Here is a 15,295-nt window from a genome sequence, read left to right as displayed (position 1 = left end):
CCAGAACAAGGATGTTTGATTATGCCCCGAAAAAGCCATTCTATTTCAGAGTTTCTTTTACAAGCTCCATGGTGGGTATCTGTTGTAACCGCTGCAGTCGTTTATATTGTAATGGGACTTATCATCCCATCTATAGAAACTAATAATCAGTTTTTAAATATTGTTTTAAATGCAATAGCAGTGCCTGCTCCCTTTTTCAGTATTGTATTCCTACTTTTAGCGCCTCTGGCGTTTCTAAACACCCGCAGAAAAGTAGAATTGTTAGACCAGCAAACTAACTTAAACTCAATTCGACAACTTCACTGGAGAAATTTTGAAGAGCTTGTTGCAGAAGCTTACAGAAGACTTGGGTACCAGGTTACTGAAGGTGGATTCGGACCAGACGGCGGTATCGACTTAGAGCTAAGAAAGAACGGAAATATCTCACTTGTTCAATGCAAGCAATGGAAAGCTCAGAAAGTAGGCGTAAATGTTGTTCGTGAAATGTATGGTGTACTTGCTGCCAGCAATGCTAATCAAATCAATATCATTTGTTCGGGGAAATTTACTCAGGAAGCGTATAGTTTTGCAGCCGGCAAGCCTATATTTCTTATAGGTGGAAATGAACTTTCAGCATTAATTCGAGATGTTCAATCGCCTGTTGCCATACCCGAAGAGAAACAAGCTTTTTGCCCTCGTTGCGGAAGCAACTTGATTGAGAGAGTTGCAAAGCGGGGCGTAAACTCGGGCAAAACGTTCCTAGGATGTGCTAGTTTCCCTAAATGCCGTTACACAGAGTAAACCCGAACACGCAACCTTTGCCTCCGGAGTGCAAAACACCTCGCTGTATAGAGTTTTGTATTGTTAGAGGCTGGGGCTCTTTACATCAATCAATTACGTCATTTAAAAAACAAGCTGCGGCACTGAAGCGATACCAAGCTTTTGCTGGGTTGTTGGGGATAAATCTTGCCAGCGCTCGGCTAGCCAGTCGACAAATTCAGTTCCGCTCATCAGCTTAACGTTAAATTTAACAGCGCAGTCTTTTGCATCCTTACTAAAATCAGCCAAAGATACTACCCATCTATAGCAGTCATCTTCTTTCTTAGCTTTCCCTATCTGCTCGATGGCATGCTTATCCGTATAGCCTACGTGATCTTTCACTTGAATCAGTAGATCTTGCGTAATGAATGGGTTACGTGACTGTGCCTCGATATCAACATCAACGCCAACCTCGTGACTTTGTTTACTAGGTATAACGGCTGTGTAACCCTCAAGTTCGAGCAGTTCTTTCACAAGGTGTTCTAACCCTTGCCCACCAGCTTCCAAGTAATGATTTCTATTTCGAAGGTTATCTAACAGTTTTGCCTTAAATTGCTCTAATACTTCACCGCTCTGCTTATTAATTTTTGATAAGGCACCGCTGCTCACATTGTTTTTAATGTCGTTGTAACGCTCTATTATTTCATCTTTGAAGTAGTCTAAGTCAGCGACGGTCAAACGTATACGCAGCCTAGACTGTAAACCTTGTTTCAAGTCTGTACGTGCGATAGAAATTGGCTCGTTTTCAGCATCGCAGGGAAAATCTACTTTTATTTGGTTTTCGCCCCACGGTTTGTCTGCGCAGAATTGTTTCTTGCCAGTAGCGATTCCTATGTATATACGGGCAGGCGCTGGCACCACAATGATATCGCCCTGCTTAACTTCAATGAATCGACGCAGTTGATTACCGCTACGCCCCACACTTTGTTGTGTGCTTTCAAGATGCTTATATAACTCATCAGCAGTGGTAAAATTGCAAAGCTGAAATTGTCCCCACCCAATTCCAGCATATCCCTCGCTGATCAATTCAACAGGTCCCCTCATTAGGAGTACTTTACTATTTTCGAAATCAGGCCCCATACATCCCTCGTATTTTAGGTAAGTAATATTGATGTTTAGTTTAAAACATCATAGCAATCTAAAGTATTTATCCTTTATTGATCAAACCATGAAAAGCCCCAATCGCCCTATCAAAGCTTTAATCATTATCAAAATAAAGCTGGCTTAGTCGACTATTCTTTATTTTGTAAGTAGCGCAGGCAAAGGCCAGCGCATCTTTAAAGCGACTAAATTCTTCTTCGAACACCTCGCGCTGTGGTTTTGTCGCCCGCTTTTTTTAATACGGTAATTATTGGCGCTAATTGAGTTTATAATAGCGGTTAAACAGTTTTTGAATTACATCGACCAACGTGAGTAGAACATGGCCCATAAAGTACGTTATAAGTTTAAAGGTGTGGCAAAAGAGATAAATTTTTCTTACAGCCGCCATCAAAATATGCATGAAGCCGTGGCCGATGCTGAGGGAATAGACCTTTCCCAGTTCCTGCAAACTGAACAGCAACTTGCCGCTATCAGTAAAGACAAAAAAACCGTAAGAAACTTCAGAGATACCGAATTTGTAAAAATGGGGTTTTCTGAATTGTACTTCTTAAAAAACGGTCAAGAATAATGGTGCGCCGATAGGGTTCGAACCTCTGACTCCGGCGCGCAAAACCATCAATTAAATTTTCATGGCCTACCCTCAACCAACCCATGAAAAACCTCAATCGCCCTATCAAAGCTTTCGTCATTGTCGAAATAAAGCTGGCTTAGCCGGCTTTTCTTTATTTGGTAGGTGGCGCTGGCAAAGGCTAGCGCTTCTCTAAAGCTGCTAAATTCTTCATCGAATACGTTAAACACCTGGTGCTGGGGTTTTGCCACCCGCGTTGTGCTGCCGTTTATTTCGTAGTCGAACCCAGCAAATTTAAGCCGTGACAGGGTTTCTTTGCCTAAACGCATACCGCCTTTTAAGCTTATTTGAAATGCCGCATCCATTTCTTCAATTTCTTCCATGCTCCAGTGGTTATATACCCGAATGGCCTTTTTGTATTTTTCTGCCAATCGCTTTTTTAGCACGGTTATTCTGGGTTCTAGGGTGCCGTTGTTTTCGTTCTTTAGCAGGTCGAAGCATTCGTTGCATGAAGGCACGGAAATGAAGTCGGCCTGTAAGTGGCCGCTTTGCCAGTCGTGAATGAATGTTATGGGTGGGATAAAATCTTGCCGGGCCGCTTCGCAGCCGCAGTAGATACACCGACTAAAGTGTGCTGAGTTAACTGCCCTTAAGGGCTGGTAGAATTTTGTGTAACGCAACGTCAAGGTAGTACTTATGAGGAATTTTGCGTTTACAATAACATAACGCAGTTAGCATATTAATCTACTCCACTCGCACATTGCTCGTTATTTTCTGCTTATTGTATGCTGATAGATATCGCGCCAACGTGAGATATTCATTCCAAAAGTACGTTTAAATAGCCGGTTGAAATGCCCTGGATCTTGATACCCTACGGCCCATGCTATTTCTTCTGCGCTTTTATCACTGTGCTTTAAGAGTTCTTTCCCCTGCTCTATTCTTAGCTGCTGAATATAGCCTAACGGGGTTTCACCTGTGGCTTCTTTAAACCTGCGCTTAAACGTACGCTCTGTCATATTGATGCGCGCTGCCATTTCACCAATCGTGACTTTTTCAGCAAAGTGTATTTCCAGCCATTGCTGAATATTTAGAATGTTATCATCTTGATGGTAGGTTTGATGGTTAAGCGACGTAGTTTCTAACGTTACACCGCGCCGAAAGTCGACAAGAAATGCCTGCTCTATTGCCTCGCCTACCGCCTTGCAACTTAACCGCGATATTAAAAAAACAATGATTTCTAATGCCGCATTTAGCCCTGCCGAGCAATACAGCTCACCAGTGGCAGTAATAAACCGGTCTGCCATTAAGTTTACTTTGGGGAACGCCCTAGCAAAGTGGGCTTGCTTGTGCCAGTGCGTAGTGCCCATTCTGTCGTTTAATAGTCCTGCCTGCGCTAAAAAGAAGGCGCCTGTGGCAGCGGCCATTATTGGAATGCCTCTGCTGTGCCACTGTTGCAACTTAGGGTATAGCGCCGCTTGCTGCGTTAGCAAAGGCGCAATATCACCCCACACACTGTGCAAAATTACTAAGTCGGTCTCATCTATTTCGGCTAGCGCACTATCTGGTGTTATCGCCAATCCGCTAAACGTAGTGGTGGGTAGGCCGTCAATGGTTACCAACTTAACAGCTATAGGACTACCCAATAACTTGAGTTGCAAGTCAGATGCAAACTTAAGCACATCGTGAGTAAGCCCCATACTTAGGCCCATGGTGTTTTCGCTGGCGTATAAGGTTACGTGTTTAAGCATGTTTTCCTCTTTGCAGCGCTCCATTCTGATCTCGCCACTTTGGCCCGATTGGCCAATTAAATGTCCTAAGTCACACTGTTAACATTATTTTCGCAAAATTACTATGAGGAAGGTCACAATTTTGTAGAGATTAAATATGCAATTTACTGAAGAGCACGATGCACTTAGAAAAACGGTCCACGATTTTGTAAACCAAGAAATGGACCCGTTTATTGACGAATGGGAACACGAAGGCATTGCCCCGCTTCATACTTTATTTAAAAAAATGGGCAACTTAGGGCTGTTAGGTATTCAAAAACCTGAACCATATGGCGGCTCGAGTTTAGATTATAGCTACAATCTTGTGTTTGCAGAAGAAATAGGTCGCGCTTATGGCGGGTCTATCCCTATGGCCATTGGGGTGCAAACCGATATGGCTACCCCTGCCCTAGCCCGTTTTGGCAGCGATGAGCTTAAGCGCGAATTTTTAGCACCGGCTATTGCAGGCGATATGGTTACCTGCATTGGGGTAAGCGAGCCGGGCGCAGGGTCTGATGTGGCAGGCCTGAAAACCTCTGCCCGCTCAGATGGCGATGACTACGTTATCAACGGCACCAAAATGTGGATAACAAACGCCACGCAAGCCGACTGGATCTGCTTGTTAGCAAACACCAGCGACGGGCAAGTACATGCCAATAAGTCACTTATTGTTGTGCCTCTTAACACGCCGGGTATCACAATTTCTAAACCCTTGAACAAGCTAGGCATGCGCGCCAGCGACACGGGTCAGATTTTTTTCGATAACGTCCGGGTACCTAAGCGCTTTTTAATTGGTGAGGAAAATAAAGGCTTCACTATGCAAATGATGCAGTTTCAGGAAGAGCGTATGTATGCTGCGGCAAGTGCTTTAAAAGGCATGGAGCGCATTATTAACGACACCATTGCCTGGGCTAAAGACCGTCAAACCTTTGGTCAGCCAGTCATTAACAACCAAACTGTTCACTTCAAACTAGCCGAACTGCAAAGTGAAATTGAAGCGTTGCGCGCATTAACATGGCAGGCCTGTCAGGACCATATTGAAGGAAAAGATGCGACTTATTTAGCGTCTATTGCAAAACTTAAAAGTGGTCGATTATGGCGGCAGGTAAGTGATGGCTGTCTTCAATACTGGGGCGGTATGGGCTTTATGTGGGATAACCCCGCGGCTCGTGCGTATCGCGATACACGCATATTGTCGATAGCAGGCGGTAGCGATGAAATGATGCTGGGCATTATTGCCAAGTATATGGATATTTTCCCGAAACGTAGATAGCGCTGTGCTCAATATGAAAAAACCTGTTCACGATTTACTTGATAAAAATATGCGCTTACCAATTATTTGCGCCCCCATGTTTTTAGTATCTAGTCCTAACTTAGTCATTAACGCTTGTAAAAATGGCATTGTTGGTAGCTTTCCAGCTTTTAACACTCGTACGCAAACGGCACTAGATGAGTGGTTAACAACCATTACTGAAGCGCTTAAAAATGAAAAGCAAAAAGACCCGACGGCAAAGGTGGCACCGTTTGCTGTGAACCTGGTGGTTCACGCATCAAACAAACGCCTTCAGGCCGATTTTGAGGTAGTGAAAAAGCATAAAGTCCCCTTCGTTATTACCAGCCAGGGCAATCCGCAATCTATCGTCGATGCTGTACATAAGTGGGGCGGCATAGTGTTTCACGATGTAATTACTGTCGCTCATGCACGAAAAGCCATTGACGCTGGTGCCGATGGGTTAATTTTGGTTGCTGCAGGTGCTGGCGGGCACGCTGGTGAGGTAAACCCGTTTGCACTGGTGCGAGAAGTTAGAGAATTTTGGCAGGGCCCTCTAGTATTAGCAGGAGCAATCAACGATGGGTATGGCGTTAGAGCAGCAGAAGTACTAGGTGCTAATTACAGCTACATGGGCACGCGCTTTATTGCTACTACAGAGGCAGAAGTCGACCCGGATTATAAAACTATGCTGGTAGACGCAGACCTAAACGACTTGGTGTTTACCGACACATTTACCGGCGTAAAGTGTCACTTTTTAAAACCATCAATTACTCGCGCTGGCGTAGATTTATCGCTAATTGAAGGAAAAGCACATGTTGACTTAGATTTAGGCGGCAGCAACGCGTGGAAGGATATGTGGAGCGCAGGACATGGCGTAAGCGGCATCCACTCTGTGGTACCAGTCGCCCATCTTATCGAGCAGCTTGCCAGCGAATACAACAACGCGTCTCAACTTCAAGCATTCAGTAGCGCGTCTTCTCACACTCCCCAAGTAGGACGCTGATCTATGGCCATATTTCACTCAAATATTGACGTTAAAAGCGAGTCATTTAATCAAAACTATTCGACGATGGAAGAGGCAGTAAACGAATTTCGCACTATTGAGCAAACCGTTATTCAAAATGCCCAAGAAAAAGCGCCGCGTTATGAAAAAAAAGGGCTGCTATCACCGCGAAACCGACTAGCTTTACTACTTGACCCCAATAAGCCATTTCTGCCTATTTCTACCCTATGCGGTTATTTGCAAGAAGGCGATAAAGACGGCAGTGCCGCAGGCGGCGGGGTGATAGCAGGAATTGGTTATGTGGCAGACACCCGCTGCGTGGTAATGGTTGACGATTACCTTACCAAAGGCGGCAGTATTACCGAACTTGGCAGTAAAAAACGTCTGCGACTTTATAATATAGCGCTTCAACAGAAGTTACCGGTTATCGCGCTATCGCAAAGCGGGGGAGGCGACCTTACTTCCCTAGGCGACTGGTTTGGATTTTCAGCAGCAGGATTTGCCATGCAGGCGCGTTTGTCGGCGGCTGGCATACCTCAAATTACCGTGGTGCACGGTAGTGCAACCGCGGGCGGTGCATACCAACCAGGGTTGTCTGACTACGTGATCATGATTCGCAAACAATCAACGGTATATTTGGCAGGCCCCCCTTTGCTTAAGGCAGCTACCGGCGAAATTGCTACCGATGAGGAAATTGGCGGTGCCGAAATGCACAGTGAGGTGTCGGGCGTTGCTGACTTTTTAGCAGAAAATGATGCTGACAGCATTCGCATTGCACGTGAAGTAACACAAATGTTGAACTGGAACAAAGATAGCCGTGAAGAAAAGCCACCGTGCAACGCTGCACCTGCTTATTCGTCCGACGAGCTGCTAGGCATTGTGCCTAAAGATGCGAAAACGCCCTTTGATATACGCGAGGTAATCGCCCGTATCGCCGACAAATCAAATTTCGTTGAGGTAAAGCCTGAATTTGATATGGGTACGGTGTGCGGTTATATCGCCATTGAAGGGCGAGCTTGTGGCGTAATAGGTAATAACGCCCCCATTACGGCAAAAGGGGCAGCTAAAGCAGCGCAGTTTATTCAGCTTTGCGAGCAAGCGGGCACCCCATTACTGTTTTTACACAATACTACCGGCTTTTTGGTCGGCACCGAGTCTGAGCGTGCGGGCATAATCAAGCACGGCGCTAAGCTTATTCAAGCGGTTACTAACGCCACCGTGCCCAAAATAAGCATTGTATTGGCGGGGTCGTTTGGCGCAGGCAATTACGCTATGGCTGGTCGAGGCATAGAGCCCGACTTCATGTTTTCGTGGCCGCGTTCGGTTGTGGCGGTAATGGGCCCTGCTCAGGCAGGTAGTGTACTGCGCACCGTTGCACACGCCAAAATGCAGCGAAGCGGCGACATAGACTCAGACAAGCTCACCGCATTGGAACAGCATACCGTAAGCGTAATGGAGGCGAAATCTCGCGCGCTGGCAAACTCTGCTCGCCTGTGGGATGACGGCATTATCGACCCAAGAGATACCCGTTCTATCGTTGCATTTGTTCTTGCTATTTGCGATCACGCGAAAACGAAGCAATTACATCCCACCAGCTTTGGCGTTGGCCGGCTATAAACCAATATCGACTAAGGAGCAGCGGCAATGGAACACGAAATTACCCAGCTAAATTCTGTAGATTTTAAAGAGATTTCTGTGCAACTTGAAGACAGCATCTTGCACATACAATTTAACCGCCCCCATAAAAAAAATGCGATGAACTTAGCGCTGGTTGAAGAAGTTATGCAGTGTTTTACCTTTGGAGCAAACCTTGAAAGCTTGCGAGCAGTTGTCATTGTAGGAAGTGAAGGTAATTTTTGCTCTGGTGGCGATATATCTGACATGCATTTGTCGTCGTTAAATGAGTCTGAACGAGAAGAAACCATTTGGCATTTTAATCGCAGTTTCGGCCGCATGATAACGCAGGTAAAGCATTCCCCAATACCTGTTATAGCGGCAGTCGAAGGCGCTGTTTTAGGCGGTGGATTTGGTTTGGCCTGCGTTGCCGATATCACTATTGCGAGCGATAGCGCCTTCTTTGCACTGCCTGAAACCGGATTGGGGGTTATTCCTGCACAAATAGCGCCATTTGTGGCTGGCCGTATAGGCATTGATCACACTAAGCGTTTAGCGCTAACGGGTGAAAAGCTCAATGCCGAACAAGCACTGCACTTGGGTTTAGTGCATCGCGTTTGTTCCGCTCACTCCATCAAAGCTCAAATAAATAACGCGATTAAACAGTTAAAGCAATGTGCACCTGAAGCGAACTCGAACACTAAGCGCTTACTGTTAGGGTTAAATAACACACCGCTTGAGCAAATTCTTGATGACGCCGCCGCTGCATTTGTTAGGTCACTATCTTCTGAAGAAGGGATAGAGGGAACCAAAGCCTTTATGCAAAAACGCAAACCTTCTTGGTGCGAGTAACCACATTATGACGCAAATTATACAGAAAATTCTTATTGCGAATCGCGGCGAGATAGCATGCCGCATTATGAAAACCGCACACAAACTAGGCTTTTTTACAGTAGCCGTTTATAGCGATGCTGATCGTAATGCACTGCATGTACAGCAGGCCGATGAAGCCATTTACCTTGGCGCTGCTGATCCCACTTCATCTTACCTTGATAGCGAAAAAATCATAAAAGCCGCGCTAATGACACAGGCGGATTCCATTCATCCAGGATATGGTTTTCTATCTGAAAATGCAGATTTTGCCGACAAATGCGCACAGGCAGGCTTAGTTTTTATAGGTCCTAGCGCTGACGCGATAACCCTGATGGGAAGCAAGCGTTTGTCTAAAATTGCAATGTTGAACGCCAATGTACCTTGTATACCCGGCTATGAGGGCAGCGACCAAACCGACACTACGTTAATAGAAAAAGCCAAAGCCATTGGCTTTCCACTTATGGTTAAAGCTAGCGCGGGTGGTGGCGGTAAAGGCATGCGTTTAGTGCATGAAGCAGATGAGTTAGCCGCCCAAATTTCAACGGCACGCTCTGAAGCCCTAAACGCGTTTGGCAACGACGAGCTTATTTTAGAGCGAGCCTTGATTGCGCCAAGGCATATCGAAATTCAAATTTTTGCAGACCATAACGGCAACACAGTTTATTTGGGCGAACGAGACTGTTCTGTGCAGCGCCGGCATCAAAAGGTTATCGAAGAAGCCCCCTCTCCTTTTGTAACTGATGCACTGCGCAAACGCATGGGGGAAGCGGCTGTAGCTGCTGCAAAAGCATGCCAATATTGCGGTGCAGGCACAGTAGAGTTTCTGGTAGATAGCGACAGACAATTTTACTTTTTAGAAATGAACACTCGTCTACAAGTAGAACACCCTGTAACCGAATTAGTAACCGGTCTGGATTTAGTTGAGTGGCAGCTGCGCGTTGCATGCAAAGAACCTCTGCCGTTAACGCAACAACACATTCAAATTAGCGGTCACGCTATTGAAGTACGCTTATATGCTGAAGAGCCTCGACAGCATTTTATGCCGCAAACCGGTAAGGTAAAAGTATGGCAGCCAGCGTCAGATGCCAGAACTGACCACTGCGTTTACAAGAATATGGAAGTGAGTAGTCACTACGATCCAATGCTAGCCAAAATAATCGTGCACGCCGATGACCGCACTAGCGCAATACGAAAAATGGCACGAGCCCTTAGCAAAACACAGATTATAGGGATAAATACGAACAAGCACTTTCTACAAAACATTGTGCAAAGTGAAGCGTTTGCAGGCTCAGATGTAACCACCGCTTTCATTGAGCAATATGCTCAAGACGAAGCCGTGCAAGGTAGCCTTACGCCATCTTTCTCGCTGCTAGCTAAGGCAGCTTTACTATTTACGCTACCACGAACTAGTAACCATGATGTACTCAGTCCCCCCACTCCAACGTGGCAACACAGTACGGGCGTGGCCTACCCTATAGACCTTTACTGCAACGACGTGACCACCTCGTTAACAGTTACCGATGAAGGTAAGCACTTTCGCATTTGCCATCCAAAAACAGAGGCTGAGGCGACACTAACGCTGGTCAGTCACTCAGCCACAAGCCTAGAAGTAGAAAGCGACCACCAGCGAAGCCGAGTGTGCTTCGCGAAAACAGACGACATTCTATTTATTGACGATGGTTTGGGACACTTTGCGTTTACCTGTGTCACCCATAGCAAAGCGGTAAATCAAACTAAGCAGGGAACGGCGCAAGTCAATGCCGTGATGGACGGCGTTATTGTTGCGTTACTAGTAGAACAAGGCGACGCGGTGAGCGCAGGCGACACCGTGGCTATTATGGAAGCAATGAAAATGGAGCACCCGCTAAAAGCAACAATGAACGGCATTGTCCAGCTTAACGCTATTGAAACAGGCGACCAGGTTAAATCAAAACAAGTTATCGCCACTATATTGCAAGCCGATGAGGTTACCCATGAACAAAAGTAATGTACGTATTGGAGGGGCGTCGGCTTTTTATGGCGATAGCCAGCTTTCAGCCAGGCAGCTAGTTGAAAAGGGCGACATCGATTACCTTGTTTTTGACTACCTGGCCGAAGTGACCATGGCCATTTTATCCCAGGCAAAGACTAAGAACGAAAACCTAGGCTACGCCGTTGACTTTGTCACCGTAGCCATGAAGGACGTGCTGCAAGACTGCGCCACAAAAAAGATTAAAATAATAGCAAACGCAGGAGGTGTAAATGTACCCGCCTGTATTGAAGCACTAAACGCATTATGCAAAAGCCTTAATCTGAATTTAAACATAGCAGGTGTTTCCGGTGACAACTTACTTAGCGACATGCGCGACACCGTACTGGCGAACAGTAACACTGATGATATAGATTCTGGGAATAGCTTGCCGGATACGCTTGCTTCAATGAACGCGTATCTTGGTGCACAACCCATTGCCGATGCACTCGATGCGGGGGCTGATATTGTCGTTACGGGTAGAGTGGTAGACAGCGCACTTGTGCTGGGACCGTTAATTCACGAATTTTCATGGTCCAAAGATGATTACAATACACTAGCGCAAGGCGCGTTAGCAGGGCATCTACTTGAATGTGGCGCGCAGTGCACGGGCGGTAACTTTACCGACTGGGAGCTGGTTCCCGATTTTTCAGATATGAGCTACCCCATAGCCGAAGTAGAACCAAACGGGGAATTCACGATAGTCATTCCACCGCAAACTGGCGGTTTAGTTACCACACATTCCGTGGCAGAGCAGCTACTTTATGAAATAGGTGACCCCGCTAACTATCGATTACCTGATGTATGCTGCGATTTTACTGGCGTTACCTTACAGCAAGAGCAAGATAATGCTGTGAGAGTAACGGGTGCGCGTGGCTCTTCGCCAGGCTACCATTACAAAGTGTGTGCAACCTATATTGATGGTTACAAACTTAGCGGCACTTTTTTTATCGCGGGTTTTCAAGCAAAACAAAAAGCGCTGACAAATATTCAAGCGTTAATAGCACGTACAGAGCGCGCTTTGCAGCAAAAAGGCTTAGCCCCATTTGCAAATACCTGTATTGAAATACTGGGAAGTGAGGCGACTTTTGGTCCGCATGCTTCAAATGAACACTCGCGAGAGGTAATTGCTAAATTTACCCTTCACCACAGTAATATTAAAGCCCTTTACTTTTGCGCAAGTGAAATGGCTTATTTGGCGACATCTGCCGCGCCGGGTATGGCTGGCTTTGGTGCAGGACGTCCTAAGCCACAGCCACTTATTCGGGTGCACTCATTTCTAGTCAGCAAAGACGATGTAGCGGTAACGATTCAAAAAAACCAAGAAGTAATAAACCAAGGCACGTACGAAACCGATACAAATATTCAACTTTCTGTAGGAACACGCTACGCAGAAACAAGGCTTTCAGCACCTGAAGGCAATGACGGTGTCGTTACCCTTCCACTTGTTGAACTGGTGTGCGCCCGTAGCGGCGATAAAGGTGACAACTTGAATATTGGCGTGGTGGCGCGACACCCAGAACTGCTTCCCTTTCTCTATCACACCCTGACCGCTGAAACTGTGAAAGCCTTCTTCGCTTATTCGGTAAAAGGCAAAGTTACACGCTATGAACTACCCGGCATTGGTGGTTTTAATTTCCTACTGACTCAAGCTTTAGGGGGCGGCGGTACGGCGTCATTACGTACGGATAGCCAGGGTAAATCTGCCGCGCAAACGCTACTAACTATGCCCATCAGCGTGCCCATTTCACTTTTGCCCTTCACTAAAAGTAAAGGTGAATAAATGTCGTATAAATCAACGTTAGCGGCAAACAGTTTTTTGGGTCAAACCATTGTCATAACTGGAGGCGGTAGCGGTATAGGTCGCTGCACCGCGCATGAACTCGCATCGTTAGGTGCTGAAGTAGTGTTAATAGGAAGAACAGAAAGTAAATTAGCCGTCACAGCACGTGAGATAGAAAGGGATGGAAAAAAAGCAGACTATTTTTCATTGGATATTCGCTGTGAAGATGACGTTGCACGTACCGTAAATACACAGCTTCAAACTCATAAGCGGATTCACGGGCTTGTAAATATGGCGGGAGGACAGTTTCGAGCTCCGTTATCGAGTATTTCTCAAAACGGGTTCGAGCGAGTTGTTCAAACCAATCTAGTTGGTGGCTTTCTAATGGCCAAAACCCTCTTTAATGAACACTTTAAAACCTATGGCGGCAATATTGTAAATGTTACGGCAGATAACAAAAACGGCATGCCGGGCATGGGGCATTCAGGTGCGGCGCGTGCTGGCGTAGAAAACCTAACTAAAACGGCCGCCTGGGAATGGGGACCGTTTGGAGTAAGAGTAAATGCCGTAGCACCTGGGTGGGTCGCATCGTCAGGATTAGACTCATACCCCGAAGAAATGAAGCATGCCATTCGCGGCTTAAAGCATGCGGTACCGCTTGGGCGCATTGCTAGCGAAGCTGAAATTGCCGCCACCGTCTGCTTTCTATTAAGTAAAGGTGCCAACTTTGTTTCGGGCCAAACCTTATTTGTAGATGGGGGCGCCAGCATGGGTTCGGCGCCAGCTTTGTACCCACTTAAACATCCTCGCCAACCGGCGAGTAAAACATGGGATGGTTTTCACTTAAGCACCACGCCAGACGTTTTGCGTTAACGACAAGGACACAAGCATGAACACACAACAATTAGAAAAAAACTTAGTAGAACGTGTTGCAATAGGCGACTTGCTGCGAAGACGTGCAAGAGACAGTGGTAACTTGCCGGCGCTGGTAGATTTTTACAACAATGAACGTCGCTCAGTAACGTACCGCGAGCTTAATACAAAAGTTAACAAGCTTGCCAATGCTCTTATGCAGAACGGCATTCAGCAAGGCGATAGGTTAGCAGTATTAGCAATGAATCAAATCGACGTCGTCACTATTTATTTTGCTTGCTATAAACTTGGCGTAATTGTTGTGCCGATAAACTTTATGCAAAGCGTGTCTGATGTAACCTTCAACATTGAACACAGTGGTGCAAAAGTAGTAGTTTTCGATCCACTGCTGTCTGACCTCGCGCTGGCAGCGGCAGCAAATAACAATAAATTAAGCTTCACTATTCAGATAGGGCAACACGAAGGTAAAGCTACGTTCGCCCTAGAGACATTTATTAAAAATAGTTCCGAAACAGAAATAGAAGACAGGATCATTAGCGATAGAGACACTGCGCACATGATCTATACCTCAGGTACAACGTCTAAACCAAAAGCAGTAGAGACTTCTCACTTGTCGTTAACCATTGCTGCACTTACTACCTCTATAGAATTAGAGCTGAGTTCCCAGTGCAAAATGCTGCTGGTACTACCTTTATTTCATTGCACAGCGCTATCGATTTTATACCCCACTTTTTTAAGGAGTGGTTGCTGTACGCTACACGCTTCATTCGAACCCATACAAATAGCAAACAGCCTAGAGCATGAGAAAATAGAGACCTCTGTATTATTGCCTATGATGTGGAATGCGCTGATGGCTACAGAAGGATTTAACCAGCGCGACCTTAAGCACTTCAAATTAGCAATATATGGCATGGCGCCGATGAGTGAACAAAATCGACAGCAAATTCGGGAAGCATTTGGATGCAAAGTTCACTTGGGCAGCGGTCAGACAGAATTTAGCCCTGTGTCCACCTTATTTAAAGACAGATGTGAAACAGAGTTTGACGAGGGCAACTATTGGGGGGTGCCCTTGTGCTTTAATGAACAAGCCGTAATAGACGAAAATGGTAATGAAGTGCCACAAGGTGAAACAGGTGAAATCGTTTGGCGCGGTCCTCAAGTCATGAATGGCTATTATGGAAATACCGAAGCCAGTAGAGCCGCCTACAAATTCGGCTGGCACCATACAGGTGACTTGGGATTTATTGATAGTAAAGGTCAACTTATGTTCATTGACCGAGTAAAAGACACTATTAAATCTGGCGGGGAAAACGTGTCTTCGCAAAAAATAGAGCAAACGCTTTGTTTAATTGATGAGGTAGAGGCCGCAGCCGCGATAGGTGTGGCCCACCCTTATTGGGGAGAAGCCGTTTGCGTTTGTGTAGTGGGAAGCCAATTAACAGAAGCGTCGCTACCGGTTATAAACGCCTTCTGTAAAGAAAGACTTGGTAAGTTTGAAGTACCTAAGCAGGTGTTTTTATGCGATACACTGCCCATGACCAGTACAGGAAAAATTCGCAAAGTAGAGCTTCGTGATCGCTATAAAGATTATTTCATGCACTAACAAGCTAGTTTAAGGGGGCTTTTAAGCCCCCT

Annotated in this window: 13 protein-coding genes; 10 read left to right on the top strand and 3 right to left on the bottom strand. The window is 45.9% G+C overall.

All coding sequences use genetic code 11. From position 1 onward, the window contains the following. The first annotated feature begins 21 nt into the window (after window positions 1-21). Window positions 22-780, top strand: coding sequence for a restriction endonuclease (locus tag ACTRWF_RS06400; protein ID WP_020745145.1), 759 nt, complete (start codon window positions 22-24; stop codon window positions 778-780). A 102-nt stretch (window positions 781-882) separates the two neighbouring features. Here the strand turns inward: ACTRWF_RS06400 and ACTRWF_RS06395 are convergent, their stop codons facing one another. After that, window positions 883-1,842: a restriction endonuclease gene (locus ACTRWF_RS06395; RefSeq protein WP_462835256.1), complete on the bottom strand. Its 960-nt coding sequence runs from the start codon at window positions 1,840-1,842 to the stop codon at window positions 883-885. 376 nt (window positions 1,843-2,218) lie between these two features. On the opposite strand from ACTRWF_RS06395, the gene ACTRWF_RS06390 reads away from it, so the two are divergent. Then, window positions 2,219-2,467 carry a DUF2960 family protein gene (locus ACTRWF_RS06390; protein ID WP_012516628.1) on the top strand — a complete coding sequence of 83 codons (249 nt, stop codon included), beginning with the start codon at window positions 2,219-2,221 and terminating at the stop codon, window positions 2,465-2,467. Window positions 2,468-2,526: 59 nt separating this feature from the next. On the opposite strand, the gene ACTRWF_RS06385 is transcribed toward ACTRWF_RS06390, so the two are convergent. Then, the gene (locus ACTRWF_RS06385; RefSeq protein WP_020745143.1) at window positions 2,527-3,153 is read right to left on the bottom strand and encodes a hypothetical protein; all 627 of its coding nucleotides are present in this window, start codon (window positions 3,151-3,153) and stop codon (window positions 2,527-2,529) included. Window positions 3,154-3,234: 81 nt separating this feature from the next. Further along, window positions 3,235-4,215, bottom strand: a complete 981-nt coding sequence (locus ACTRWF_RS06380) for a helix-turn-helix domain-containing protein (protein WP_151281246.1) — start codon at window positions 4,213-4,215, stop codon at window positions 3,235-3,237. A gap of 136 nt (window positions 4,216-4,351) precedes the next feature. Here ACTRWF_RS06380 and ACTRWF_RS06375 point away from each other — a divergent pair, with 136 nt between their 5' ends. Genes ACTRWF_RS06375 through ACTRWF_RS06340 form a run of 8 tightly spaced genes read left to right on the top strand, consistent with a single transcriptional unit; the run spans window position 4,352 to window position 15,263 of the window. Beyond that, window positions 4,352-5,506, top strand: a complete 1,155-nt coding sequence (locus ACTRWF_RS06375) for an acyl-CoA dehydrogenase family protein (RefSeq protein ID WP_462835255.1) — start codon at window positions 4,352-4,354, stop codon at window positions 5,504-5,506. A gap of 13 nt (window positions 5,507-5,519) precedes the next feature. Beyond that, window positions 5,520-6,509, top strand: coding sequence for an NAD(P)H-dependent flavin oxidoreductase (locus tag ACTRWF_RS06370; protein WP_214994682.1), 990 nt, complete (start codon window positions 5,520-5,522; stop codon window positions 6,507-6,509). A gap of 3 nt (window positions 6,510-6,512) precedes the next feature. Next, window positions 6,513-8,126, top strand: a complete 1,614-nt coding sequence (locus ACTRWF_RS06365) for a carboxyl transferase domain-containing protein (RefSeq protein ID WP_462835254.1) — start codon at window positions 6,513-6,515, stop codon at window positions 8,124-8,126. A 27-nt stretch (window positions 8,127-8,153) separates the two neighbouring features. Continuing rightward, window positions 8,154-8,975: an enoyl-CoA hydratase-related protein gene (locus ACTRWF_RS06360; protein WP_462835253.1), complete on the top strand. Its 822-nt coding sequence runs from the start codon at window positions 8,154-8,156 to the stop codon at window positions 8,973-8,975. Between the two features lie 7 nt (window positions 8,976-8,982). After that, the gene (locus tag ACTRWF_RS06355; RefSeq protein WP_462835252.1) at window positions 8,983-10,983 is read left to right on the top strand and encodes an acetyl-CoA carboxylase biotin carboxylase subunit; all 2,001 of its coding nucleotides are present in this window, start codon (window positions 8,983-8,985) and stop codon (window positions 10,981-10,983) included. Continuing rightward, window positions 10,970-12,787 carry an acyclic terpene utilization AtuA family protein gene (locus tag ACTRWF_RS06350; protein ID WP_462835251.1) on the top strand — a complete coding sequence of 606 codons (1,818 nt, stop codon included), beginning with the start codon at window positions 10,970-10,972 and terminating at the stop codon, window positions 12,785-12,787. The genes ACTRWF_RS06355 and ACTRWF_RS06350 overlap by 14 nt, the downstream gene beginning before the upstream one ends. Next, entirely contained in the window at window positions 12,788-13,660 is an 873-nt protein-coding gene (locus ACTRWF_RS06345) for an SDR family oxidoreductase (protein WP_462835250.1), read from the top strand. Window positions 13,661-13,676: 16 nt separating this feature from the next. Continuing rightward, on the top strand, window positions 13,677-15,263 hold the full coding sequence (locus ACTRWF_RS06340) for an AMP-binding protein (protein WP_462835249.1): 1,587 nt from the start codon (window positions 13,677-13,679) through the stop codon (window positions 15,261-15,263). The last annotated feature ends 32 nt before the right edge of the window (window positions 15,264-15,295 follow it).

The organism is Alteromonas sp. G5_S2_22_S1, from assembly GCF_054968525.1.
Note: the sequence above shows the minus strand (reverse complement) of the source record. Positions and strands in the feature narration are given on the sequence as shown.

Excerpts from the sequence above, each read along its gene's own strand:
- ACTRWF_RS06375 (WP_462835255.1), top strand. The coding sequence starts at position 4,352 with ATGCAATTTACTGAAGAGCACGATGCACTTAGAAAAACGGTCCACGAT.
- ACTRWF_RS06340 (WP_462835249.1), top strand. The coding sequence starts at position 13,677 with ATGAACACACAACAATTAGAAAAAAACTTAGTAGAACGTGTTGCAATA.
- ACTRWF_RS06360 (WP_462835253.1), top strand. The coding sequence starts at position 8,154 with ATGGAACACGAAATTACCCAGCTAAATTCTGTAGATTTTAAAGAGATT.
- ACTRWF_RS06365 (WP_462835254.1), top strand. The coding sequence starts at position 6,513 with ATGGCCATATTTCACTCAAATATTGACGTTAAAAGCGAGTCATTTAAT.
- ACTRWF_RS06395 (WP_462835256.1), bottom strand. The coding sequence starts at position 1,842 with ATGAGGGGACCTGTTGAATTGATCAGCGAGGGATATGCTGGAATTGGG.
- ACTRWF_RS06380 (WP_151281246.1), bottom strand. The coding sequence starts at position 4,215 with ATGCTTAAACACGTAACCTTATACGCCAGCGAAAACACCATGGGCCTA.
- ACTRWF_RS06345 (WP_462835250.1), top strand. The coding sequence starts at position 12,788 with ATGTCGTATAAATCAACGTTAGCGGCAAACAGTTTTTTGGGTCAAACC.
- ACTRWF_RS06400 (WP_020745145.1), top strand. The coding sequence starts at position 22 with ATGCCCCGAAAAAGCCATTCTATTTCAGAGTTTCTTTTACAAGCTCCA.
- ACTRWF_RS06370 (WP_214994682.1), top strand. The coding sequence starts at position 5,520 with ATGAAAAAACCTGTTCACGATTTACTTGATAAAAATATGCGCTTACCA.
- ACTRWF_RS06350 (WP_462835251.1), top strand. The coding sequence starts at position 10,970 with ATGAACAAAAGTAATGTACGTATTGGAGGGGCGTCGGCTTTTTATGGC.
- ACTRWF_RS06355 (WP_462835252.1), top strand. The coding sequence starts at position 8,983 with ATGACGCAAATTATACAGAAAATTCTTATTGCGAATCGCGGCGAGATA.
- ACTRWF_RS06390 (WP_012516628.1), top strand. The coding sequence starts at position 2,219 with ATGGCCCATAAAGTACGTTATAAGTTTAAAGGTGTGGCAAAAGAGATA.